Annotated in this window: 23 protein-coding genes; 5 read left to right on the forward strand and 18 right to left on the reverse strand. The window is 41.0% G+C overall.

The window, feature by feature from the left end; all coding sequences use genetic code 11:
* Window positions 1-5: 5 nt before the first annotated feature.
* Window positions 6-1001 (reverse strand): signal recognition particle-docking protein FtsY, encoded by a 996-nt coding sequence (gene ftsY / locus O2S85_RS10325; RefSeq protein ID WP_269409265.1) that lies wholly within the window; start codon window positions 999-1001, stop codon window positions 6-8.
* Window positions 1002-1016: 15 nt separating this feature from the next.
* Window positions 1017-4583 carry a chromosome segregation protein SMC gene (gene smc, locus O2S85_RS10330; RefSeq protein WP_269409266.1) on the reverse strand — a complete coding sequence of 1189 codons (3567 nt, stop codon included), beginning with the start codon at window positions 4581-4583 and terminating at the stop codon, window positions 1017-1019.
* Between the two features lie 241 nt (window positions 4584-4824).
* On the opposite strand from smc, the gene O2S85_RS10335 reads away from it, so the two are divergent.
* Window positions 4825-5058, forward strand: a complete 234-nt coding sequence (locus tag O2S85_RS10335) for a DUF1128 domain-containing protein (protein ID WP_269409267.1) — start codon at window positions 4825-4827, stop codon at window positions 5056-5058.
* Between the two features lie 122 nt (window positions 5059-5180).
* Here O2S85_RS10335 and rnc read toward each other — a convergent pair whose 3' ends face one another.
* The 11 genes from rnc to O2S85_RS10390 all read right to left on the reverse strand — a co-directional run bounded on the left by rnc (window position 5181) and on the right by O2S85_RS10390 (window position 16035).
* The gene (gene rnc, locus O2S85_RS10340) at window positions 5181-5864 is read right to left on the reverse strand and encodes a ribonuclease III (RefSeq protein WP_269409268.1); all 684 of its coding nucleotides are present in this window, start codon (window positions 5862-5864) and stop codon (window positions 5181-5183) included.
* Window positions 5865-5958: 94 nt separating this feature from the next.
* Window positions 5959-6195 (reverse strand): acyl carrier protein, encoded by a 237-nt coding sequence (gene acpP / locus O2S85_RS10345; RefSeq protein ID WP_088050147.1) that lies wholly within the window; start codon window positions 6193-6195, stop codon window positions 5959-5961.
* A gap of 106 nt (window positions 6196-6301) precedes the next feature.
* Window positions 6302-7045 (reverse strand): 3-oxoacyl-[acyl-carrier-protein] reductase, encoded by a 744-nt coding sequence (fabG, locus tag O2S85_RS10350; RefSeq protein WP_269412547.1) that lies wholly within the window; start codon window positions 7043-7045, stop codon window positions 6302-6304.
* 2 nt (window positions 7046-7047) lie between these two features.
* Window positions 7048-7989 (reverse strand): ACP S-malonyltransferase, encoded by a 942-nt coding sequence (fabD, locus tag O2S85_RS10355; protein WP_269409269.1) that lies wholly within the window; start codon window positions 7987-7989, stop codon window positions 7048-7050.
* On the reverse strand, window positions 7990-8988 hold the full coding sequence (gene plsX / locus O2S85_RS10360) for a phosphate acyltransferase PlsX (RefSeq protein WP_269409270.1): 999 nt from the start codon (window positions 8986-8988) through the stop codon (window positions 7990-7992). It lies immediately after the preceding gene.
* 57 nt (window positions 8989-9045) lie between these two features.
* Window positions 9046-9606, reverse strand: a complete 561-nt coding sequence (fapR, locus tag O2S85_RS10365) for a transcription factor FapR (protein WP_269409271.1) — start codon at window positions 9604-9606, stop codon at window positions 9046-9048.
* 108 nt (window positions 9607-9714) lie between these two features.
* On the reverse strand, window positions 9715-11745 hold the full coding sequence (gene recG, locus O2S85_RS10370) for an ATP-dependent DNA helicase RecG (protein WP_269409272.1): 2031 nt from the start codon (window positions 11743-11745) through the stop codon (window positions 9715-9717).
* Between the two features lie 56 nt (window positions 11746-11801).
* Window positions 11802-12686, reverse strand: coding sequence for an L-serine ammonia-lyase, iron-sulfur-dependent, subunit alpha (gene sdaAA / locus O2S85_RS10375; protein WP_269409273.1), 885 nt, complete (start codon window positions 12684-12686; stop codon window positions 11802-11804).
* Window positions 12687-12707: 21 nt separating this feature from the next.
* Window positions 12708-13370, reverse strand: coding sequence for an L-serine ammonia-lyase, iron-sulfur-dependent subunit beta (gene sdaAB, locus O2S85_RS10380; protein ID WP_269409274.1), 663 nt, complete (start codon window positions 13368-13370; stop codon window positions 12708-12710).
* Window positions 13371-13538: 168 nt separating this feature from the next.
* Window positions 13539-14738 (reverse strand): N-methyl-L-tryptophan oxidase, encoded by a 1200-nt coding sequence (solA, locus tag O2S85_RS10385; protein WP_269409275.1) that lies wholly within the window; start codon window positions 14736-14738, stop codon window positions 13539-13541.
* Between the two features lie 268 nt (window positions 14739-15006).
* Window positions 15007-16035: a YkvI family membrane protein gene (locus O2S85_RS10390; protein ID WP_269409276.1), complete on the reverse strand. Its 1029-nt coding sequence runs from the start codon at window positions 16033-16035 to the stop codon at window positions 15007-15009.
* Between the two features lie 358 nt (window positions 16036-16393).
* On the opposite strand from O2S85_RS10390, the gene O2S85_RS10395 reads away from it, so the two are divergent.
* From O2S85_RS10395 to O2S85_RS10405, 3 genes are all read left to right on the forward strand, one after another.
* On the forward strand, window positions 16394-17332 hold the full coding sequence (locus O2S85_RS10395; protein ID WP_269409277.1) for a LysR family transcriptional regulator: 939 nt from the start codon (window positions 16394-16396) through the stop codon (window positions 17330-17332).
* Window positions 17333-17574: 242 nt separating this feature from the next.
* A complete protein-coding gene (gene fdhA, locus O2S85_RS10400; RefSeq protein ID WP_269409278.1) occupies window positions 17575-18792 on the forward strand; it encodes a formaldehyde dehydrogenase, glutathione-independent in 1218 nt (405 codons plus the stop codon).
* A gap of 46 nt (window positions 18793-18838) precedes the next feature.
* Window positions 18839-19267, forward strand: coding sequence for a GlcG/HbpS family heme-binding protein (locus O2S85_RS10405; protein ID WP_269412548.1), 429 nt, complete (start codon window positions 18839-18841; stop codon window positions 19265-19267).
* 131 nt (window positions 19268-19398) lie between these two features.
* On the opposite strand, the gene O2S85_RS10410 is transcribed toward O2S85_RS10405, so the two are convergent.
* Window positions 19399-21060, reverse strand: coding sequence for a DAK2 domain-containing protein (locus tag O2S85_RS10410; protein ID WP_269409279.1), 1662 nt, complete (start codon window positions 21058-21060; stop codon window positions 19399-19401).
* 61 nt (window positions 21061-21121) lie between these two features.
* Window positions 21122-21484, reverse strand: coding sequence for an Asp23/Gls24 family envelope stress response protein (locus O2S85_RS10415; RefSeq protein ID WP_269409280.1), 363 nt, complete (start codon window positions 21482-21484; stop codon window positions 21122-21124).
* A 229-nt stretch (window positions 21485-21713) separates the two neighbouring features.
* Between O2S85_RS10415 and rpmB the strand changes: the two genes are divergently transcribed.
* A complete protein-coding gene (gene rpmB, locus O2S85_RS10420) occupies window positions 21714-21902 on the forward strand; it encodes a 50S ribosomal protein L28 (RefSeq protein ID WP_269409281.1) in 189 nt (62 codons plus the stop codon).
* A gap of 218 nt (window positions 21903-22120) precedes the next feature.
* On the opposite strand, the gene spoVM is transcribed toward rpmB, so the two are convergent.
* From spoVM to rpe, 3 genes are read right to left on the reverse strand one after another with little or no spacing between them, the layout of a single operon-like run.
* Window positions 22121-22204, reverse strand: a complete 84-nt coding sequence (gene spoVM / locus O2S85_RS18795; protein ID WP_367746943.1) for a stage V sporulation protein SpoVM — start codon at window positions 22202-22204, stop codon at window positions 22121-22123.
* Between the two features lie 38 nt (window positions 22205-22242).
* Window positions 22243-22905: a thiamine diphosphokinase gene (locus O2S85_RS10425; protein ID WP_269409282.1), complete on the reverse strand. Its 663-nt coding sequence runs from the start codon at window positions 22903-22905 to the stop codon at window positions 22243-22245.
* 3 nt (window positions 22906-22908) lie between these two features.
* Window positions 22909-23571, reverse strand: coding sequence for a ribulose-phosphate 3-epimerase (gene rpe, locus O2S85_RS10430; protein ID WP_269409283.1), 663 nt, complete (start codon window positions 23569-23571; stop codon window positions 22909-22911).
* Window position 23572: the final 1 nt, after the last annotated feature.

Raw genomic sequence — 23572 nt, forward strand, 5'->3', positions numbered from 1 at the left:
TACCATTACTCGCTCTCTTCTTCAAGCAAATCCGCAAACAAACCATAAACAAAAGCGTTGGCATCGAATGCTTGTAAATCATCTACCTGCTCACCCAACCCCACATATTTCACCGGGATATGCAATTCATGCCGAATGGCCAGAACAATCCCGCCTTTGGCTGTACCATCAAGCTTCGTCAGCACAATGCCGGATACATCTGTGCTTTGAGAAAATGTTTTAGCCTGACTCATGGCATTTTGTCCGGTTGTTGCATCCAATACCAGCAATACTTCATGCGGCGCACCGGGCACTTCTTTTTCAATGACTCTTTTTACTTTGGCAAGTTCATTCATTAAGTTGACTTTGTTTTGCAACCGTCCCGCCGTATCACAAATAAGAACATCCGCTTTTCGTGATTTGGCTGCTTTAATACCATCGAAAATGACTGCCGCCGGATCGCTGCCGGCATTTTGCTTAATGACATCGACGTCGGCTCGCTTGCCCCATTCCTCCAACTGTTCAATTGCCCCGGCTCGGAAAGTATCCCCGGCTGCCAGGATTACCTTTTTTCCATCCTGTTTTAATTGATAGGCAAGCTTGCCAATTGACGTCGTTTTACCAACCCCATTGACACCTACGACCAGAATAACCGTTAATTCCCCTTCTTGCAGGTTAAGTCCCTCGATTTCGTCATCTTCCTCACCATAATAGATATCGACAAGCTTCTCGGAAATGACTTCTTTTACTTCTTTGGTATCTTTGATGTTTTGCCGCTTTACTTCCATTTTCAATTCATCAATCAAATCCAGCACGGTCGTCACACCAACATCGGCAGCTATCAACACTTCCTCCAGCTCTTCAAAAAAATCTTCATCCACTTTCCGATAACGGGCAATTAAATCGTTTATTTTTCCGGAAAATGAACCGCGCGTCTTTTTCATTCCTTCTTTATACTTCGTTGACACTTCTTCTGTATCACTTTGTTTGAATTTCTTTTTCAATGAATCCATGAAACCCATCGTTCACACATCCCTTTATGTCGTAATTAATTCCTCGGTATCTTCCATTCGAACCGATACCAATCGGGAAACACCTGATTCCTGCATCGTCACCCCATACAAGACGTCCGCTTCCTCCATCGTACCTTTTCGGTGGGTAATTACAATGAATTGTGTTTGTTTACTATACATTTTTACATATTTGGCAAACCGGACGACATTCGCTTCGTCGAGAGCGGCTTCTACTTCATCAAGCACACAAAATGGTACCGGCCGCACACGTAAAATCGCAAACAATAAAGCAATTGCGGTCAAGGCGCGTTCACCACCGGATAACAAGCCAAGATGCTGTAACTTTTTACCTGGAGGCTCGGCGATGATATCAACCCCCGTATCAAGCAAATTTTTCGGATCGGTTAATTTTAAAGCAGCTCGTCCGCCACCGAATAATTCTTTGAATACGGTCGTAAATTCCACTTGAATTTGTGAAAAAGTAGTTGAAAAACGATTTTCCATTTCTGCATCCATTTCAGCGATCACTTGGTACAGAGTTTGTTTTGCTTCAACCAAATCATTTTTCTGTTCCGATAAGAAATCGTACCGTTCTGAAATACGCTCATATTCTTCAATCGCTCCCAGGTTTACATTACCCAAGCGATCAATCGATTGTTTTAACTGTTCCACACGCTCGTTGGCCTTTGTTGTATCCGCAGCCTTCTTATATGTTTGTTTGGCGCGTTCAAATGTAAGTGTATATTCTGTCTGCAAACGGGACAGCCGATTTTCCAGTTCCACATCCAACCGGTTTGCTTTAACCTCTTTTTCCTGGATTGTAGTTACAAACGCTTGTTGGTGTTTATTTGCTTCTTTTATTTCCCGTTCCTGATCCTGAATCCATTGGGTACGTCCGGTGCGATCCGTTCGCATTTCCTGGATCTTTTCCGTGATTTGTCCTTTTTCATCCTGTTTTTCCTGAATATGCTGATCTATTTCTTCTTCAGTCATATCACTTTCATTTAAATCTGTTAACTCGGCCAGTTTGGTTGTATACAGGTCGTTTTGTTCGGTTAGTTCCTGTAATTGTTTATTACATGAGGTGGTTTTTTCACGTTGGCTTTTCAGACGTTCCTCCTGCTCGGCAAGGCTTACTTGATAGGCATGATAACGTGTAAGCATTTGTTCCTGGTTTTCCCGAAAAGCTGCGTCCTGTTCGGTTAGTTCATCAATTTGCTGCTGGGTAGTGGTTAATTGGTGCTCGATTTTTGTTAGTTCATCGGATAAGACTGTTTCCCGTTGCTTGAGCTGATCAACGTCTTGGTCAAATTGGCGTTTATCCTGATCATACATCGTCAAATTCTCATTTAATGACGCTTGTTTTAGCTCTATTTCTCTTGATTCTGCCTGGATATCCTGTAACGCTTTTCGCCCGCTTTCCAGTTGTTTTCTCCCTGTCTCCAGTTCTGTTTCCAATTGTTCAACCGTCTGTTTTTCTTTTTTTACACCGGATGCAAACGCCGTTGTCCGCTGTTGAAACTCCTCAAGCTTTTGCGTTAATTCCTGTAAATCTTTCTCCCTTGTAAACAAGGATTGATTCGTTTTCTTTTGCGCCCCGCCAGACATTGAACCACCTGGGTTAACCACGTCTCCTTCCAGGGTAACCACTCTGAATTTTCTCATGGCAACTTTGGCAATTTCATTTGCGTCTTTTAATGTTTTAGCTATTAATACATGCCCCATTAAATGTCGAACCGCTTTTTGATAAGCCTGATTACAAGAAACCAGATCAGCTGCAACGCCCACATATCCCTGATGTTGTTTTACCTTTGCCAATAAATCTGAAGCGATGTATCTCGGCTGAATGGAAGCTAGCGGCAAAAAGGTGGCACGTCCCTTGTTGGTCTGTTTCAACCAGGCAATGGCTTTTCTTGCAGCAACATCATCTGCAACCACAATATGCTGCGCCTGTCCACCAAGCACCGTTTCGATTGCCGTTAGATAATTTTTGGGCACATCAACCAATTCAATGACGGCACCATAGATCATATCAAGCTTTTGTTCTTCCCGTGCCTTTAAAACCGCCTTTACACCATTAAAAAATCCTTGAAAATCCTCTTTCATTTCTTCAAGCATTTCTTTTTTGGACTTTAATTTTTCAATGTACTGATAGCCTTGGTAAAGTTTTGTCTGTGACTCTTGGAAATGGCTTCGTGCTCGTTCCAAATTATTTTTTATTGTTTGAATGGACGCTTCTTTATTCTGAACGTCCTGTTGTTTTTGTTGAAGGATATGGTTGATCTCCTGCTGCTTGTTAGCTAAATTTTCTCTGGCTGCTAAAAGATCAGCAAATTTTTCCGCCTGTTTTTCTTTTTTTACATTAATTTGCTGCAGTTGTTGCTGTATGGAATGTTTTTCATTCCGTTTTGCTGCCTGATCATTAAGACACTCAATATAATCGGCTTTTAATCCTTCAATTTTTTCGGCAATATTTTCTTCTTCCATGTTTAATTGTTTTTCAAGTTGTTCAGCTTTTTGCTTTGTTTCCGCATGTTGGTTTGTCAGCTCTTTTAGTTTCTGCTTTTCCGCTGTCAATTGTTCTGCTATTTTTTTTATACGTTCGACTGTTTCCTGCTGCTGTGTTTCCAATTCTGCCTTGTTTTCCGTGAAATGCTTGGTTCGTTCATTGAGGAGCTGTTTTTTTCCCTCAAATTGTTCCAGCTCTTGGGTGATAGATAACAGTGATGATTGGAATACCTCAATCCGTTCATCCAAATCTGCAATGTAATTCCTTTCATCTTCCACTTTTGCTTCTTTTTGCTGAATCTCTGTTGTTAAAGCTACTTCCTTTCGTTTTTCATTTTCAATTTCAGCAAGTAGCGCTTTCCATTCTCCATGTAATTGCTCAATTTCCGCAATGAGCAGGGAAATTTCCTGTTCTTTTAATTGCTCTTTTTGTTCCAGATATGTCTGTGCCGTGCTTGCTTGCTCCTGTAACGGTTCCATTTGTTGTTGTATTTCATGAATAATATCTTCTACGCGATTTAAGTTTTCCTGCGTTTCAGCTAATTTATATTCGGCTTTCTTTTTTCGCTGTTTATATTTTAATACTCCTGCCGCTTCTTCAAAAATAGTCCGGCGTTCCTCAGCTTTGGAGCTTAAGATTTCCTCCACCTTGCCTTGGCTAATAATCGAAAAAGCCTCCCTGCCAAGCCCGGAGTCCATAAATAAATCAACAATATCCTTTAAGCGACAGGCTTGCTTATTGATATAAAATTCGCTGTCCCCTGACCGATAAACACGGCGCATCACACTAACCTCATCATAATCAAGTGGTAACGTTTGATCAGCGTTATCCAGCACCAGGGTGACTTCAGCAACATTCAACGGTTTTCTTGTGTCACTGCCTTGAAAGATAATATCTTCCATCTTCGAGCCACGCAAAGATTTGGCGGATTGTTCCCCAAGCACCCAGCGAAGGGCATCGGTGATATTGCTTTTGCCGCTTCCATTCGGTCCAACCACCGCTGTTACGCCCGGGACAAAATCAACATTGATCCGTTCCGCAAAAGATTTAAAACCAACACTTTCCAACCGTTTTAAATACATAGTCATTCTCCTTAACTAAGTCAGGTATAAGAGATCAGATAAAAAGCCGGCAATATAGCCTTTTCTTTATCCAACAATGCTGAACCCCGACTACTTTCCAGATGCCAAACAAAAAATAGTATTTGGCATTTTACCGCATTTATTTTATCATAAAGGAAGAGACAAAAGAAGCGCAAGACCGCCATCATACATATTTATCGTTACTATATCAAATGAAACTTTAAAACAGGAGTGATTATTTATGGGGTTAGAAAATCCTTCCACAGAAAACTTAAAAATAATTTTGGATGATTTAGCAGAAACACTTGGGGTCGTTAATCGATCGATCATGGATCCTGAAGACTATGACTTGGACAAATACGAGGATTTAAAATTCATGTATGATATGGTCAAACAAAAAGGCCAATTAAGCCCATCCGAAACCCATGCATTTATCGATGAATTAAAATCGGTGAGAAAAGGTCAAGGACAGTAGGTTTTATACCCTTGGACAAGACCACAGCCGTCGCGCCTCATTTATAAAGCCGTTTTACAGACTATAGAATAACTATATGGGCAAAAGGCTGTCATTTACATTGTAAAAAACAGCCTTTTAACTTATTGATTAAACGCATCCAACGCATGTTTGGCCGCGCGTTGTTCTGCTTCTTTTTTGGTCCGGCCAATTCCACGACCGGAAACTTTTCCCCGGAACGTGACTTCAGAAACAAACTCTCTATCATGTGACGGTCCTTTTTCTTCAACTATGTGGTATTCAACTGTAGCATTTGGGTATTGTTGTACAAGCTCCTGTAATTGGCTTTTATAATCCATCGCATGCGAAAAGGCACCAGTGGTTAACTTCGGAAAAATAAATTTGTTCATAAATTGTAATACTGTATCAAACCCTTGATCCAGATACAATGCACCCAGGAACGCTTCAAATGCATCAGCAAGGATGGCTGGTCGCTCGCGTCCGCCTGTTTGTTCTTCTCCCTTGCCAAGTGATAGCTGATCACCAAATTCCAAATCACGGGCAAAATGGTGAAGGGAAGGCTCGCATACAATTGCCGCGCGTAATTTGGTCATCTCCCCTTCAGGCATTTTAGGGTTTTTGCGATACAAGTATTGGGAAACTGCCAATTCCAGGACCGCATCACCCAAAAATTCCAGCCGTTCATTATCCGAAAATACTTCCCCTCGATGCTCATTCACATAGGATGAATGTGTAAAAGCCAATTTGATTAAACTATGATCATGAAATGTAATACCCAATGTTTTCTCCAATTTTGCAACATCCATTATGTCACCTGCTTCAATATCGTTTAGGTATCAAGTATGCTTAAAAGCCTCGCATTACGCGAGACTTTTCTTGTAAAATTCACATCACAAATTATTAAGATTGGGTACTGTTTATGTAGTCAACAGCATCACCTACTGTATTAATTTTCTCTGCTTCTTCATCCGCAATTTCCATATCAAATTCATCTTCCAATTCCATGACAAGTTCAACTACGTCCAATGAATCTGCATCAAGATCATCTTTGAAAGAAGCTTCTAATGTTACCTTTGATTCTTCCACATCAAGTTTGTCGACAATGATATCTTTTACACGATCAAATACGTCTGCCACACCGTTCACCCCCTTTCAAAGGTAATCTTATTAAGACCTTTCTTAGCTTAGCATAGCTTATACATCTTGAAAAGCATTAAAACTCTTTTAAGGCCCTTTATTTCTGCTATCCCATCACCATTCCGCCATCTACATGAATGGTTTGTCCAGTGATATAATTGGCATCGTCTGAGGCAAGGAAACGGACAACTTTGGCCACATCTTCCGGCTCTCCCAATTTACCCAGTGGAATCAGATCATGCATGCCTTTACGTTGTTCATCTGTCAATGCATCGGTCATATCGGTTGAAATAAAGCCTGGTGCAACCGCATTGACAAAAATATTCCGTGATGCCAATTCTTTCGCAGCAGTTTTGGTTAAACCAATCACACCAGCTTTAGCAGCGACATAGTTGGCCTGTCCAGGATTCCCGCTGACACCGACGACAGAGGCAACATTTACGATCTTTCCATTACGCTGCTTCATCATTTGTCTGGTAACGGCTTTGGTGCAAATGAAGACGCCTTTTAAATTGGTGTTAATAACTTGATCAAATTCTTCCTCTTTCATACGCATTAATAGATTGTCACGAGTTATTCCAGCATTGTTAATCAGTATATCCAGACTGCCGAATTCACTAATAATTTGTTTCACCATATCTTTAACATCTGCTTCATTGGTCACATCAGCTTTCACTTTAAAAGCTTTGGCGCCCAACTTTTGAATTTCTTCAACTACCATTTGTGCCTTTGCTTCATTTCCAGCGTAATTCACAGTAACATTGGCACCTTGTCTGGCCAATTCCAATGCAATGGCACGACCGATACCACGTGATGCACCGGTTACCAGCGCAGTTTTCCCTTCCAACAACATCAGGATTCCTCCTTATACCAGGAAATAAACGCATCCAATGACTCCTGGTCCTGAACGGCAAACGTTTTTGTTCTCCGGCTAATTTTTCTAACCAGCCCGCTTAATACTTTCCCATTCCCCACTTCTACAAATGCATCGATGCCTTCATTTAGCATATGCCGGATGGATTCCTCAAAACGGACAGGTGAATAAAGCTGTTTCAGTAAAAGTTCTTTAATCTCATCGTTATCTGTCACGGGTGCAGCTGTTACATTAGCATAAACAGGAACGCTTGCTTCCGTGATCTTGACCTCGTCCAACTTCCTGGCAAATTGTTCATTGGCGGATTTCATCAGCCGGGAATGAAATGGTCCACTCACATTTAGTGGCAGGACACGTTTTGCGCCACTCTCTTTTAATTTCGCCGCCGCCTCGTCAATTCCTGCTTTTGTACCGGAAATTACAATTTGTCCCGGACAATTCAAATTGGCGATATCAACTATTTCGTCATCGGATAATTCTTGTAAAACCGTCTCAATATCTTCTTGCTTCATTCCCAATACGGCAGCCATCGCACCTTTTCCGGCCGGATATGCTTCTTCCATTAATCGACCGCGAGTATTCACTAATGGCAGTGCATCTTCCAGTGATAAAGCACCGGCTGCAACCAGCGCACTGTATTCACCAAGGCTATGCCCCACCGTCATTACTGGTTGAATTTCTTCTTTGATTAGCAACGTATGGATTGCAATACTTGATAGTAACAGTGCTGGTTGCGCATTTTCGGTCAAGGTCAGGGTTTCTTCTGGTCCATTAAACATAAGATCTGACAATGAGAAACCCAATGCCTTATCCGCATCTTCATATAATGCTTGTATTTCCGGATACTGATCGTAAAACACTTTGCCCATTCCGACAGTTTGTGAACCTTGACCTGGAAACATAAATGCTACACGTTTCATTTAATTTCCTCCTTCTTCGTTGGCAGAAACGATTGTTTGCTTAATTGTATCTGTTACATGGTTATCAATCATATGGCTCGCTTGTTTAATTGCATTAAATATAGCCCTGCGATTTGAGGAGCCATGTGCTTTAATCACCGGGGCGGCCAAGCCAAACAAACCAGCACCGCCATATTCCGAATAATCGAGTTTCGTTTTAAGTCCTTTCAAATCCTGTTTGACCATTGCTGCCGCAAGTTTTGTTTTAAATGAGGACATAAATGTTTGTTTAATCATCGAAAACATGGAAAGTGCGGTACCTTCCACTGTTTTTAATGCAATATTCCCACTGAAGCCATCGGTTACGACTACATCGGCAACACCGTTTAAAATATCCCTGGCTTCCACATTGCCGATAAAATTAACCGGAGCCTCTTTTAACTGAATAAATGCTTTTTTTGTAAGATCGTTTCCTTTACCATCTTCCGTTCCAACATTCAAAAGTCCAACTGTTGGATGATTAATCGAACGGACTTTTTCAGTATAAATCGATCCCATAATGGCATATTGTACTAAATGGTGTGCTTTTGCATCAACATTTGCGCCTACATCCAATAGTAAAAATCCTTTTCCGTCAATGGTTGGCAGTGTCGGACTTAATGCCGGGCGGTCAATGCCGGGAATACGGCCAACAACAAACAAGCCGGCACTCATTAATGCCCCGGTATTCCCCGCTGAAATACAGGCATCCGCACGTTGTTCCTTCACCTCTTTGGCCATCAATACGAGCGAGGAATTCTTTTTCCGGCGAACGGCCCGGACTGGCTCATCTTCACCTGTAATAACCTCGGTAGTATGAATCACGTTAATGCGGTCATTAGTTAATATGGGATTGATTTTTTCCTGATCCCCAATTAATGTAATCTCTAAGTTGTCGATTTCCTTGATGGCATCCATTGCACCAAGTACAATTTCTTTTGGTGCATGGTCACCTCCCATCGCGTCAATTGCTATTTTCATCTGACCTGCTCCCTTTTTGTTTCCTGTTTAACATACTATGAATGTTTGTATACCCTGTTATCCATTTGATCGGTACATATGAAATGATCCGGTAAACACGATTTCCTGGTCAACAAAACTATTAACAAGTACTGTCGTTTGACCATTATCCTTTACCTCTTCAACAAATGCTTTGGCAACAACACGTTCCCCTTCCGTTACCTGTCGAGTAAATTTCAATTCAGACTTGGCGGTTAATGCCAGGTCATCATTGATAACTGCTACTGCAAGTGAATTGGCCTGGGCAAACAAATGATGTCCACGAGCAATTTTATTTCGGGAAAAAACATGTTCGCGTTTAATTTTTAAAATCGAAATGGCGCGCTTATCCAATTCTAAATCAATAATTTCTCCGATTACTTCATCCAGCGGCAGTGCCTTCACCGTTTCATTCCACTGATTAGCCGCAACCGAGCGGATTCGTTTGCGCACCTCCGGAATAGCAAGTTCCATGCGATCCAGACGAATGGTTTGAATGCTGACGGAAAATATTTGCGATAATTCCTCGTCAGTGATAAACGGTGTATGTTCAATTGTTTCTTTCAATAAACGTTGTCGTTCTGTTTTCGTACGTTTCATTTCGGACACCATCCACTACTATTAGTCCTATTCACCCATACCGATTTAGAATTAGGACTTGGTACTAATAGTAATATATAATACCACTTTTTATTTTGCAAGAATTTGTTAATCAAGCTTTTTTGAGAAAACATCATCTTGCATAAGCATTGCTTTCAAACGAGAAAAGGTATCGCGTTCCAACAAATTGGCTTCAATAATCTCCTGGGCATCATTTCTGGCTGTTTCCAATGCACGGTAATCATGGATCATATCAGCAACCTTAAATTCGGGAACGCCGCTTTGTTTTTTGCCAAAGAAATCACCTGGACCACGAAGCTTTAAATCTTGTTCCGACAGTTCAAAGCCATTATTGGTCTCAGTCATAATCCGCATTCGTTCCTTGCCAATTTCTCCTTTAGGCTCGGCAATCAAAATACAATAGCTTTGCTTATCCCCCCGGCCAACCCGCCCCCGTAATTGATGTAGTTGGGACAAGCCAAATCGTTCCGCATCATAAATAACCATGATGGTGGCATTGGGAACATTGACGCCAACTTCCACTACAGTTGTCGATACCAATACTTGAATCACGTTTTCGGCGAACTGCTTCATTACCGCCTCTTTCTCATCCGGATGAAGCCGGCCATGCATCAAACCGACCTTGATAGACGGTGGATAAAATGCGCGTAGTTGTTCATATAAATCGACAGCATCCTGAATATCCAATTTATCCGATTCCTCAATCAATGGACAAATCACATAGGCCTGTTCCCCATAAGAAATCCGATGTTGAATAAATTGCAGGATTCGCTCCAAGGTATTTTCCTTTGCCCAGTAGGTTGCAATTTCTTTTCTCCCTGAAGGCATTTCGTCAATCACCGAGACATCCATATCACCAAACGAGGTAATAGCAAGTGTTCGCGGTATCGGTGTCGCCGTCATGAATAACACATCGGGATGAAGACCTTTGTCCCGTAATGTCCGCCGTTGTTCCACACCAAACCGATGCTGCTCATCAACGATAGCTAGTCCCAAATCGGCAAAGAACACATCATCCTGGATTAGGGCATGGGTTCCAACAATAATATCAATATCAGCTGCTTCAATTGCCGCAAGAATCTCGTTGCGTTTTTTTCCTTTTACGGAACCGGTTAATAGTGCAATATTTGCTTTTTCCCCGAACAATTCACACAGGGATGCATAATGCTGTTCCGCCAAAATTTCGGTCGGCACCATTAATGCCCCTTGTTTGCCAGCAGTTATTGATCCATACAGACAAATGGCGGCAACAGCTGTTTTTCCGGAACCAACGTCACCTTGCAGTAACCGGTTCATACGGTATGGTGATTTCATATCCGTCAAAATCTGGTTAAGTGATCGTTGTTGTGCCTTGGTAAGGGAAAACGGGAATTGATGAATGAATGCTGCCAATTCTTTCGTATCATAATTTTGGGCATTTCCCTGAGTTGCCTCCCGCTTCATTTTCCGTAATAACTGCATTTTTAATTGAAACAACAGAAATTCTTCATATGTAAAACGGCGACGTGCATGTTTAAGTTTGACACGATTTTCCGGATAATGCATGGTGCGTAATGCACTTGCACGATCCGGCAGTTTATAAGCATCCAAATAGCTCGTTGGTAAAATTTCCTCCACATGGTCACCATAATCATCAAGCGCCTGTTTAATTACCTTTTTTAACCGTATATTTGTTATGTCGCCTTTTAATGAATAAAATGGCTGGATGGTGGCTTGCTGGTCTACATGGCCTTTCTTATATTGACTGACAGTAATTTGCAAGCGATGCGCATCCCATTTTCCAGTAAGCGTCATGATATCATTTGGTTGAATTTGTTTTTTGGCAAAAGCCCGATTAAACATGACCGCCTTGACCGCCACCCCTTCCACTTCCAAGGTAAAAGCAAGCCGGGATTTCCGTTTTCCATAAAAAGTGAGGGAAGGTGGATGAATCACCTTCCCCTCAATGGTTACCTTATCATCATGGATTAATTCCTGAAGTGGTTTGATTTCAAACACATCGTATCGATAGGGAAAATAAAACAATAAATCTTCTACCGTCTTAATGTTTAGTACGGCCAAATCTTCGGCAAGTTTTTCGCCCACACCTTTAATTGTATCTATGGTTTGTTTTAACAATGGATATCACTCTTTCGCTGTAAGAAGAAAGTATAATTCATTACGTTCTATTCCGCTTACGCCTTTGTATCAGCCATACCAAAAATTTTTTCTTTCATCGCTTGACCTGTTGGGGTCGCAGCCAGGCCGCCTTCTCCTGTTTCACGTAAAGCGGTTGGCATCGTTTTACCAATCCGGTACATGGCACCGATTACTTCATCACATGGGATCCTGCTGGTTACTCCGGCAAGCGCCATGTCGGCGGACACAATAGCAAGTGAGGATCCCGCGGCATTCCGTTTGACACATGGAACCTCAACCAATCCGGCAACAGGGTCACAGACAAGGCCGAGCATGTTTTTCAGGGTCATTGCAAATGCATCAGCCGATTGTTGTGGCGTTCCACCAGCCATTTCCACAATCGCCGCAGAGGCCATTGCACCTGCTGAACCCACCTCCGCCTGACAGCCGCCTGCAGCCCCGGAAATAAAGGCGTTATTGGCCACAACAAAGCCAAATGCTCCAGCCGTAAATAAATAGCGGATCATTTGTTCACGGGTTGGATTTAGTTGATTTTTTACTGCAAATAGTGTACCCGGCACACAGCCCGCACTTCCAGCGGTTGGTGTTGCACAAATCGTGCCCATCGCTGCATTCACTTCATTCGTCCCCATTGCCTTACTGACAGCATCAAGCAATAAATTTCCGGAAAGCGGTGTCTTTTCCCGCATATAGTTTTGAATTAATACTGCATCCCCACCCGTTAACCCGGTTACCGACTCCACACCTTCCAATGCCTGATCAATGGCATTTTCCATCACTTGAAGATTGTTTTCCATATTTCGAAAAATCTCGTCTCGGGAAACATTCTTCACATCCATTTCCTGACGAATCATTACTTCGGAAATTAATATATTATCTTGCTCAGCTTGTTCTACTAATTCAGCAACTGTACGAAACATGAAACCCACTCCTTTCCCTATTTAAGAATCAATTTTTGCGATTTGCAAGATGTGATCGGCATTCTCCAGTTCTTGCAATATCCAATCCTCCATATTCTGATCTACCTCAATAACCATTAAAGCTTCTTTGCCGACATCTTTCCGATTCACTTCCATATGCCCAATATTGATTTCATGTTTTGCCAGGATTCTGGTTACCGAAGCAATCGCCCCGAATCGATCATTGTGCATAATTAGAATTGCCGGGTGATTGCCGGACAGTCGCAATTCAAATCCATTTAATTCGGTTATTTCTACTTTTCCACCGCCAATTGAAATACCGACCAGTTCCAGTTTGTCTGCATCATTTCCAATTATTAATCTAGCTGTATTGGGATGGTGCGCCTTTGCATCATCTTCTATAAATTCTATCTTGATATTTTTCTCGTGGGCAATATCAAGTGCTTTACTCATCCGGGGATCGTCTGTATCAAATCCAAGTAGTCCACCGGCCAAAGCAAAATCGGTCCCGTGCCCCTTATATGTCTTGGCAAAAGATTCGTATAAATGGATTTTCGCCCATGTTGGTTCTGCACCAAACAAATTACGGGCTGCTTTGCCGATCCGGGCAGCACCTGCTGTATGTGAGCTGGATGGTCCAATCATTACCGGACCAATGATATCAAACACTGAGTTATATTTCATTGATCAACACCACCTAATTTTTTGCGTCTATGTTTCTATTGTATATTATAACAAAAAATACTATGATAATCATTGTTTAGATTATGCATAGTATCCATAGTTATCGCATCGTCTGATCTTTCCAACTATTTATTGATCATGTAAATGTATTTTAATGCTAAACAAGCTTTAATTAACCAAACTTTTTCCAGCTTTTTTTGCTCCAGTAGATTTTGTCAGGCCTGGTCGATTTAACCGAAAGATAGAAATGTCATGGTCGGTTTTCCCCGAGACAGCCAATTGTGATAAAATCTCTCCTACTACACTTGCAAATTTAAATCCATGTCCAGAGAATCCGGCCGCAATGGAAATATGAGAATGCTCCGGATGCTTATCAATGATAAAGTGACCATCCGGGGTTCTTGTATACATACAGATGACACCTTTTTTCAAAGCTCCTGATGCTTTGGGCATGAATTTATCCAAGAATTCGCGTATATGACCTTCATCTGTTTCTTTAAACCCGAATTCACGATTCATTGTGTCTGGATCAACCGCATCAACATACTCATGTCTTCCTACCTTGACACCGCATCCGCCAAACGTTGGAAAACCATAATATATCGCTCTGTTATTACCGTTTGGTACTTCAACCATAAATGTAGGGAATTCGTTCGCATGGAATAATGTTTCATTAGGCTCAAACCACGCAACAGGCTGACGAGTTGGAACAAGTGGTAAATCGAGTCCTACTTTGGAAGCCAATTTTCCACTCCAGGAGCCAGCACTGATAATTAACCTATCTGCAGTAAATGTTCCCTTCCCGGTAATTACTTTTACGGAATCATCATACACCTTAATGTCTTTTACGGGATCATTTACAGAAAACTCAGCTCCATGAAATTTCCCCAGTTCCCGGTATGCCTGGATACAGTTTTCACTAAACAAAAATCCTGAATTTGGCTCATAGAAAGCCGCGTAATCATCTGGTACATACAAGCCCGGAAAACGTTCATTTAGCTCCGCTCCAGTGAAATGCTCGACATCCAAATTATATTCTTTCCCACTGGCAATCGCCTCATCAATAAATGGGGCATTTCCTTTTACCCCAAAACCCATGGCGCCGGACTGCAGAAAAATTTTATGGTGTGTCTTTTTTTCCAATTCATCCCATAACACTTGTGATCGAAGTGCCAGGGGAACATACTCTCTCCCTTCTCCGTATGCGTGACGAATAATTCGGGTATCGCCGGCATGACTGCCCTGATCATGCGGCGGATCAAAGGAGTCGATAAGTAAAACCTTTACTCCTTGCCTGGCTAAATAATATCCTGCAGCCATTCCCATGGAACCAGCACCAACTACAATAACATCATAATGTTTCGTCATCGTTTCCACCTCGTATTTAATTTTGGACTTTAGTAAACGCTTGCATAATAACCACTGTTTCGTGTTTCACCAACATATTCTGGTTACTGTTATTTCCCAGCTAGAAAATAGTATCATAATTAAATGGTCAATATTTATTATATGGATGATCTGCCGTCTAGTATAATGATGGAAATAGATGTCTCCCATCAGCCTTACTGATTCACGAACGAAATAATCCATATGATTACTATGATAATTTGCACATTTGAGTTTAGAGAGGTATCTCTCACCTTATGTTACTTTTCGTTTCAAGCGACCTTCCATTTTTAATTTTTTTATCCTCGATAACATTATTTATGCTTTTTATAATCATTAAAGCTAATAAGAGTATCCCCACGTATCCGTTAATTACATAAACAATATTTACAAGCCTGTCAAACGAGACATATAATCCAACAAAAGTTCCTATTACTGCTAGTATTAGCGTAACATATTTAAACTTACTACTCTTTTCATTTGCAATTTTGGATGAAACTGTCCAAAGCAGCGGCACAGCTGTTGAGTAAATTGCTGCTAAAACTATCAATGAAAATATTATTGCTATACTGGGATGGATGTTTTCTGCTAAAATTAATGAGGGCACTAAAGATCCTTCGACTTGCTGAATATTTGCCATAAGTCCCAAGGATACCACTATGATAGCTGCTGAAAAACCAAGTGCTCCAAAAATTGCACCAAGAGATGCTGTTTTCTTGTTTACTGCTGTTGCTCCCATTGTAGACAAAAATGCAGCCAGCCACAGCATACAAAATCCTACATATGAACCTGCTGCGAACAGCCAATTACTTGATGCCTGCAATAAATCTAAATGAGGTATGATCTGATTTGCCAGACTTAAACCAGAAGGATTCATGATAATAGCTGATATTCCCAATAATATAGCTAAAACACATATTGTTGGCCCAATCTTACCGATTACATCAACTATTCTGTTAAGTCCAAATACCACTGTAACCCCGGCAAGTAAGGCCAATCCTATACCACCTATTGAAACCGGAAGTTCAAATTGCTGTCTTACGGTGGCTCCGGCTCCTCCAATCATTACAATAAAAGATAGATAAATAAACAATACTGAAAAGTAATCAAAAAATTTACCTATTGTCTTTCCGCAGTAATATTTGTAAATGTCATTAGGTTTCGGAAATCTGTACTTATACCCCGTTACTATAAAACTGGTTCCAACATACATGAAAAGGAGGAAAACTGCTATTGCTCCAGTAATACCCATATATCCATATGCAACAAAATACTGCATGATTTCCTGCCCTGTTGCGAAGCCCGAGCCTATCAAAATGCTATAAAAGCTCCACTAAAAGCAATAACTTGTTTAACGTTCACATTATTACTGTTCATATACGTCCATCCCACTTTCTTTTTAAGTATAATATCAGACCCTAAAAAACCCCTCTCATTTCAGCATTCATATTGGAATAAGTATGGAATGCTCCTTTTAATCATAAATAAATTGTAGTGTTCGGAAACTACCTATTGTAGCTTGTTTAATATTCAAAATTATTATAAAATGAATTTGACCGCTTGTATAATGATTAGATAAGATGTCTTGTATCACTGAAACAGAATGGGTGTAATTGGAATAATTAGGAGGGTTGTAAATGGAAATTAAAGACTTGCTTATTTTTCAAAGTGTTGCTCGTAATGGCAGTATTAGCAAAGCCGCGGAAGAGCTAAGCTACGTTCAATCACATGTAACAGCCAGAATTAAGTCATTAGAATCTCATTTGCAGGCACAATTGTTTCAGCGACATAGTCGGGGAACTACGTTGACTTCTGACGGAAAAAAACTTTTAGCATACACAGAAAAAATATTGTTCATGCTGGACAAAATGGAAGAAGCATTTCAGGAATTGGATAATCCGAAAGGTACCCTCGAAATTGGGACAGTAGAGACCGTAGTGAAACTTCCGATGATTTTATCCGCCTTTCACAAAAATTATTCCAATATTGATTTATCACTTAAAACCGGCGTCACAGAAGACCTTATTGATCAGGTTTTACGTTATAAACTTGATGGAGCTTTTGTTACTGGATTTGATATACATCCCGAGATTAAGCAAGTTGAAGTTTTCCAGGAAAAACTGGTTTTAATTTCTGTTAATGAAGAGGTCACTTTTAATGATCTAAAAAACAAACCACTTTTGGTTTTTAAATCAGGATGTAGTTACCGCAACCGATTGGAAAGTTTCCTGCGCAATGAGGGCGTAATAAACGCCAAAGCAAAGGAATTTGGAACTATGGAAACGATTTTGGGCAGTGTGATTGCTGGTCTTGGCATTAGTCTGGTTCCCCATTCGTCCGTTAGCCATTTGGAATTGATAGGCGCCATCCAATGCCATGAAATTCCAAGCAAGTATAGTCAAATTACCACCACGTTTATACACCGAGCTGATACCTATCTAACCAATGCGATGGAAAAATTCATCGAGACCATTCATGAATTTACAAATCATGTCCAACATCCAATGATTAAACCGGTTTTTAACGATCTCAATTTTGAACAACTTTTTGATCAAGGATCCCAGAAAGTTAGATAATCTACTTCAAATTATCACTTATCACAGAAACTGAATGGGGATTCTGTATAAATACAGGGTATCAATTCAGGTGATAACAATTATCAATTTTAGCTATTTTACCAAAACAGCGTTCTCACCTATGATATAAGTAGTAGCATGCTTCTTTGAAAACGAAAGCATATTTTGTAAAGGGGGACGTTATAAATATTTTTAAAACATAACCATCGAATCCAAATACAAACTATGAAGGAGGAATGTAAATGGTAACGGCCAACAGAGGTGTAGTTTATAAACAACCAGGGGTAGTTGAGGTCGAGTCAATCGATTTTCCTGAGCTCATGTTAAAGGACGGACCCGGGGTTAACCCACTTAACGTTGGAAGAAAGTGTGAGCATGGTGTCATTTTAAAGGTCATCACAACTAATATTTGCGGAAGTGACCAACATATGGTACGTGGTCGAACAACTGCCCCGTCCGGACTTATACTCGGTCATGAAATCACAGGTGAAGTCGTGGAAACAGGGCGCGATGTCGAGTTTATTAAAAAAGGCGATTTAGTTTCAGTTCCATTTAATATTGCTTGTGGACGCTGCCCGAGTTGCCGGAGACAAGATACCCATATTTGTGAAAATGTGAATCCGGATCGTCCCGGTTCCGCGTATGGATATGTTGACATGGGTGGCTGGGTAGGTGGCCAGTCTGAGTATGTCATGGTTCCATATGCCGATTTTCAACTATTAAAATTCCCTGACAAAGATCAAGCAATGGAAAAAATTCTTGATTTGACGATGCTTTCGGATATTTTTCCAACCGGTTACCATGGAGCTGTAAGTGCCGGAGTAAAACCCGGATCATCCGTATACGTTGCTGGTGCTGGTCCGGTTGGATTAGCTGCTGCACATTCTGCTCAATTATTGGGTGCTGCTGCCGTTATTGTCGGTGATATGAACGAGGAGAGACTAAAGCAAGCGGAAAGCTTTGGATGCGAAACCATCAATTTACGGGTACATGATGATATTGGAGAACAAATTGACCAAATTCTTGGTGTTCCGGAAGTAGATTGTGCCATTGATGCGGTTGGTTTTGAGGCAAGTGGGCATGGAGAAAACGCTGGCGAAGCTCCAGCAGCAGTACTAAATTCAGTAATGCAAATTACTCGTGCGGGCGGCGGACTGGGAATCCCGGGGCTTTATGTAACCGGTGACCCTGGTGCAGAAGATGCTGATGCTAAAGAAGGAACACTCAAAATCAGATTCGGATTAGGCTGGGCAAAAGCACATACTTTTGTCACCGGTCAAACGCCAGTAATGAAATATCATCGTGATTTAATGAAGTTGATCTTAAGTGATCGTGCACAAATTGCCAAGGCTGTTAACGCCACAGTCATTTCCTTGGATGAAGCTCCAGAAGGCTATAAGAAATTTGACGGAGGCATTGCAAGAAAATTCGTCATTGACCCGCATGGATCATTAAAGTAATTTTTTCGCAACATGACTAATTATTTAAAGTTGGAGGAAGATAATGATGGGTATGGTAAATTTGGATTTAGCAAAACAGCTAATTGACGGTGCTGAAAAAGAAGCACAAAAGATTGGCGTAAATATGGTTATTACTATTTTGGATGAAGGCGGAAACCTAATTGCCGTCCATCGTATGGATGATGCCTGGCTCGCAAGTATCGACATTTCCCAAAACAAAGCATGGACTTCTGTTGCTCTAAAAATGCCAACTTCAAATTTAGCAGAAGCTACCGTACCAAACGCCGAGCTATATGGAATTAATACAACTAATAACGGTAGAATTGTTGTATTTGGTGGCGGCTATCCACTTGTCCAAGATGGAAAAGTTGTTGGGGCTGTTGGTGTTAGTGGAAGTTCTGTAGAGCACGATTGTCAAGTAGCACAAGCAGCTGTCAATGTTTTTGATAGCTTAAATGTTGGTGCCGGACGATAATTAATCGAAGCTTACAAAAAGATATACAGGAAACCTATAAACAAAAATGATACCTTATTCGTTTCTCGCAAGAATTTAAAAAATTCGCCTTTCTTAAAAGGCGAATTTTTAGTTTACCGGAAACACAGTATTTATTCCACGGACAAAATATACGAATAAATCGGTTGTTTTCCATTATGCACTTCGATTTCGATGTCTTCATAAGCAGCTTCCAGATCGTTTACCAATGACGTTACCTCTTCATCGCTAACGTCTTCCCCCTGCAAAATGGTGAGAATCTCATCATCATCGGTAATCATTTCTTTTAACAAGGCTTTGACCGTCTTTGATTTGTCCTTATCGGTTGCCTTAATTTCTCCATCGGCAATTCCCATAAAGCTGCCATTCTCAATCGTTATCCCGTCAATTTTTGTATCTCGAACAGCATATGTAACCTGTCCCGATTTTACTTGTTGGCCTGCCTGTTCCATGAATTCTTTATTTGCCAATATGTCTTCACCTGGATGGAATGCTAACATAGCACCAATCCCTTGAGGAATTGTTTTTGTTGGAACCACCGCAACGTTATCTTCTGCAAGTTCAGCTGCTTGCTCTGCTGTCATCACTATGTTTTTGTTATTCGGTAAGACCAATACGTTTTTGGCATTGGCCTTCGCAATCGCATCGGTAATATCCTGAGTACTTGGGTTCATCGTTTGTCCACCTTCAATGACAACTGTCGCCCCGAGACTGGTGAATAATTCCTCAATCCCACTTCCCATTGCTACCGTTACAATTGCAAACTCCGCTTTTTTAGTTGAAGCCGGTTTCTCTTGCTTTTCCCCAACAATTGCCGTATGCTGCTCCCGCATGTTCTCAATCTTCATGTTAATCAGGCTGCCATATTTCTGACCAATCGTCAGTACATAGCCTGGATATTCGACATGCACATGGACTTTTGCGATTTCATCATCCGCGACAACAAGCAGAGAGTCCCCGTGTTCACTCAATTCATTACGGAATGTCTCCTCATTAAATGGATGTTTGTTTGTTTTTTTCTTATCAAATTTAACCATGAACTCGGTACAATATCCGTATTTAATATCCGATGTATCCATAAAATCCTGGGCCAACTTATGGTGCTGTGCATTCACCATTTCGTCCATTTCGGATTCACTCACTTCTTCTTCAGGGAGCTCTTCTCCTTTTAACGCAGCAAGAAAACCTTCATAAATAGTAACCAATCCCTGTCCGCCCGAATCGACCACTCCGACTTCCTTTAATACTGGTAAAAGCTCGGGTGTTCGTATTAATGATGCCTTAGCCTCCTTAAGAACATGTTCCATTAAAACCACAATATCTGTTGTCCGCTCAGATTCAGTCAAGGCCACTTCTGCAGCATCCTTGGCGACCGTCAAGATGGTTCCTTCTACAGGCTTCATCACGGCTTTATATGCGGTCCGGACGCCCTGTTCGAACGCATCAGCCAAATCTTCGGATGACAATGTTTGTTTTTTCTCCATACTTTTCGCAAAGCCGCGGAACAATTGTGACAGAATAACCCCTGAATTACCTCTTGCTCCCATCAGCAAACCTTTAGCGAAAGCATTAGCCACTTCCGAAATTGCCTCCGCCTCAACCTTTTTTACTTCATCCGCACCCGAGGTCATGGATAAATTCATATTTGTTCCAGTATCACCGTCCGGGACCGGAAATACATTTAATGCATCAATTTTTTTGGCGTTATTCGTTAAATGGTGTGCTCCAGAGAGTACCATTCGTGCAAATGTCTTGCCATCTAACGCTCGTACCATACCTGTTCCTCCTTCATTACCAAAAACCAACCTTTATGAACCTATTGCAAGAGGAAAAAGGTTAATCCCTGGCGACACGAACTCCTTGGATATAAATGTTAACGGAATCAATTGATAATCCTAATGATTGGTTTAATGTATATTTTACTTGTGATTGAACATTATGAGCAACAACTGATATTTTCGTGCCATAACTTACAATAATATACATATCAATATGAAGCCGATCTTCTTCCTGCCTGACAACGATCCCTTTGGAAAAGTTCTCTTTCCGAAGCATTTCAGCCAAGCCATCCTTAATCTGACTTTTGGATGCCATTCCCACTATACCGTAACACTCGACAGCTGCACCACCGGCAATTGTTGCTATTACCTCGTTCGTGATGGTAACATGGCCATCGTTCGTATTAAGTTCTATGGACATGATAATCCTCCTTTAATACCCGTATCATATCGATAGTTTACTACAATCGATTCATTTTTGAAAGCGTACCCTTGTCCAAATGACGCATTTAACAATGAATGAATTTTTTCTAATTGTCAAGCTTTCTTTCGGCACAAATTTAAGTTTGTATTGCAATGAAAGAGTACTTGTGATAAATTGAATAAGTATGAAAAGAAATGACACATGTAAACAGTAAGGAGGGATTTACATGTCTAGAAAATGTGTTGTAACTGGACGTCAAACTCGTAGTGGAAACAATCGTTCACACGCAATGAATGCCAATAAACGAAATTGGAAAGCTAATGTACAAAAAGTTCGTGTTATGGTAGACGGAAAACCTAAACGTGTTTATGTTTCTGCACGTGCCCTTAAATCAGGTAAAGTAGAACGCGCATAACATAAAGCTTAGCATCAGTTTGACTAGCAAAAAGGCACTCGTCATGCATAGAGTGTCTTTTTCTGCGTTTAGGAAATTATCTAAAAACGCCAGTGGATTACTTTGCTATTTGAATGAGCCCCATCCAGCTCAGCGGCGTATGCACTTTTCCTCTATATAAAATTTCCGGACAAAAAACTAGCTTCTGCCAACAAGATTGACAAAAGCTAATCTCACTCTCATTTATCTCTCTTAAAAACACCAATACAAGCTCGAACTATTCCGCCAATAAACTTTGGGAGTTTAATCGTATAAAATTTCAATGAGTCCCCTCCTCTGATAACAAACGCAGCTAACTTTTTTAATGCACATCATTAATGGCGTCATGACTCTTTATTACTAATAGTATGCCTGCCCTAAACGAAAAAGTACCATTTTTTAAAAGAAGCTTGTTTGATATGCAGCGTGTAGATCCCCATGAAATAGTCTCATTGGTAAGCGGATAATAAAAACCCTCTAATGATAAATCTTGAACCTCTTTGGTGAATGGGACAAATGAGACATAAGGATAGGTATCATCATTGGTAATGGTGTGACTGCCGGGTTTTTCCATATGAAGTTGATTGCTGGCATCAACAATGAAGGCAAGAATCTCTTTTTCCATGATTGTATATAATGTTTGGATATTAATCAGGAAATGATCAAGTCTGCCACCAGTTACGCCAAATAAATAAATAGTTTCCGGGTTTAGTGTATATGCCTTTTCGAGTGCCAGTTCCAGATCTGTCAAATCTTTTTCACTCGGATATTGCTCAAATACCCGTACCTGCCGTTTGACCAGTTGCCGTTCCACCTTTGTTAGTGAATCGAAATCCCCCACGGCAATGTCAGGTGTAATCCCATTAAGGAGTAAATGGTGTGCACCACGATCGGCCCCAATCCATTTATCTATTTTTCCGGTAAACAACGACAAATCCGGCAGCAGTTCCCAAGGGCCATTAGCAACAATTGCAACAGTCGTCATAGCTTACACCTGTTCCATGGTCGCATTCCGAATTGCTTCCATAGCCTGTCTGCGATCATTCTTGTTGAAAACAGCGCTACCTGCAACCAATACATTTGTACCCGCATCTGTACAACGCTTGGCAGTTTGTGAATTCACTCCTCCATCCACTTCAATTTCAAATGTTAAACCCAGCTCTTTTTTCCATAACGCAACTTGTTTTATTTTCTCAACCACACTGTCAATAAATGTTTGTCCACCAAAGCCAGGATTGACTGTCATCAATAATACCAAATCAATGTCTGTTAAAATACTCTTAATCATCTCTGCCGGTGTTGCCGGATTCAGTACGACACCTGCCTTTACCCCCTGATCCTTAATTAATTGAATCGTCCGGTGCAGATGCGTACATGCCTCCTGATGGACAGAAATGATCGATGCCCCTGCCTTGGCAAATTGTGGAATATACGTATCCGGATTTTCAATCATCAAATGAACATCCAATGGCAGGGATGTGACTGGCTTTATTGCCTCAACAATTAATGGCCCAATGGTTATATTCGGTACAAAATGGCCATCCATCACATCAACATGAAGATAATCTGCTCCTGCCTTTTCTACGTCCTGAATTTCCTCTCCAAGCTTTGCAAAATCAGCGGAAAGAATAGAAGGTGCCAGTTTCATCATC

Source organism: Lentibacillus daqui (assembly GCF_027186265.1).
GTDB lineage: Bacteria > Bacillota > Bacilli > Bacillales > Amphibacillaceae > Lentibacillus_C > Lentibacillus_C daqui.

Excerpts from the sequence above, each read along its gene's own strand:
- ftsY (WP_269409265.1), bottom strand. The coding sequence starts at position 1,001 with ATGGGTTTCATGGATTCATTGAAAAAGAAATTCAAACAAAGTGATACA.
- smc (WP_269409266.1), bottom strand. The coding sequence starts at position 4,583 with ATGTATTTAAAACGGTTGGAAAGTGTTGGTTTTAAATCTTTTGCGGAA.
- O2S85_RS10335 (WP_269409267.1), top strand. The coding sequence starts at position 4,825 with ATGGGGTTAGAAAATCCTTCCACAGAAAACTTAAAAATAATTTTGGAT.
- rnc (WP_269409268.1), bottom strand. The coding sequence starts at position 5,864 with ATGGATGTTGCAAAATTGGAGAAAACATTGGGTATTACATTTCATGAT.
- fabD (WP_269409269.1), bottom strand. The coding sequence starts at position 7,989 with ATGAAACGTGTAGCATTTATGTTTCCAGGTCAAGGTTCACAAACTGTC.
- plsX (WP_269409270.1), bottom strand. The coding sequence starts at position 8,988 with ATGAAAATAGCAATTGACGCGATGGGAGGTGACCATGCACCAAAAGAA.
- fapR (WP_269409271.1), bottom strand. The coding sequence starts at position 9,606 with ATGAAACGTACGAAAACAGAACGACAACGTTTATTGAAAGAAACAATT.
- sdaAA (WP_269409273.1), bottom strand. The coding sequence starts at position 12,686 with ATGTTTCGTACAGTTGCTGAATTAGTAGAACAAGCTGAGCAAGATAAT.
- sdaAB (WP_269409274.1), bottom strand. The coding sequence starts at position 13,370 with ATGAAATATAACTCAGTGTTTGATATCATTGGTCCGGTAATGATTGGA.
- solA (WP_269409275.1), bottom strand. The coding sequence starts at position 14,738 with ATGACGAAACATTATGATGTTATTGTAGTTGGTGCTGGTTCCATGGGA.
- O2S85_RS10390 (WP_269409276.1), bottom strand. The coding sequence starts at position 16,035 with ATGCAGTATTTTGTTGCATATGGATATATGGGTATTACTGGAGCAATA.
- O2S85_RS10395 (WP_269409277.1), top strand. The coding sequence starts at position 16,394 with ATGGAAATTAAAGACTTGCTTATTTTTCAAAGTGTTGCTCGTAATGGC.
- fdhA (WP_269409278.1), top strand. The coding sequence starts at position 17,575 with ATGGTAACGGCCAACAGAGGTGTAGTTTATAAACAACCAGGGGTAGTT.
- O2S85_RS10405 (WP_269412548.1), top strand. The coding sequence starts at position 18,839 with ATGGGTATGGTAAATTTGGATTTAGCAAAACAGCTAATTGACGGTGCT.
- O2S85_RS10410 (WP_269409279.1), bottom strand. The coding sequence starts at position 21,060 with ATGGTACGAGCGTTAGATGGCAAGACATTTGCACGAATGGTACTCTCT.
- O2S85_RS10415 (WP_269409280.1), bottom strand. The coding sequence starts at position 21,484 with ATGTCCATAGAACTTAATACGAACGATGGCCATGTTACCATCACGAAC.
- rpmB (WP_269409281.1), top strand. The coding sequence starts at position 21,714 with ATGTCTAGAAAATGTGTTGTAACTGGACGTCAAACTCGTAGTGGAAAC.
- O2S85_RS10425 (WP_269409282.1), bottom strand. The coding sequence starts at position 22,905 with ATGACGACTGTTGCAATTGTTGCTAATGGCCCTTGGGAACTGCTGCCG.
- rpe (WP_269409283.1), bottom strand. The coding sequence starts at position 23,571 with ATGATGAAACTGGCACCTTCTATTCTTTCCGCTGATTTTGCAAAGCTT.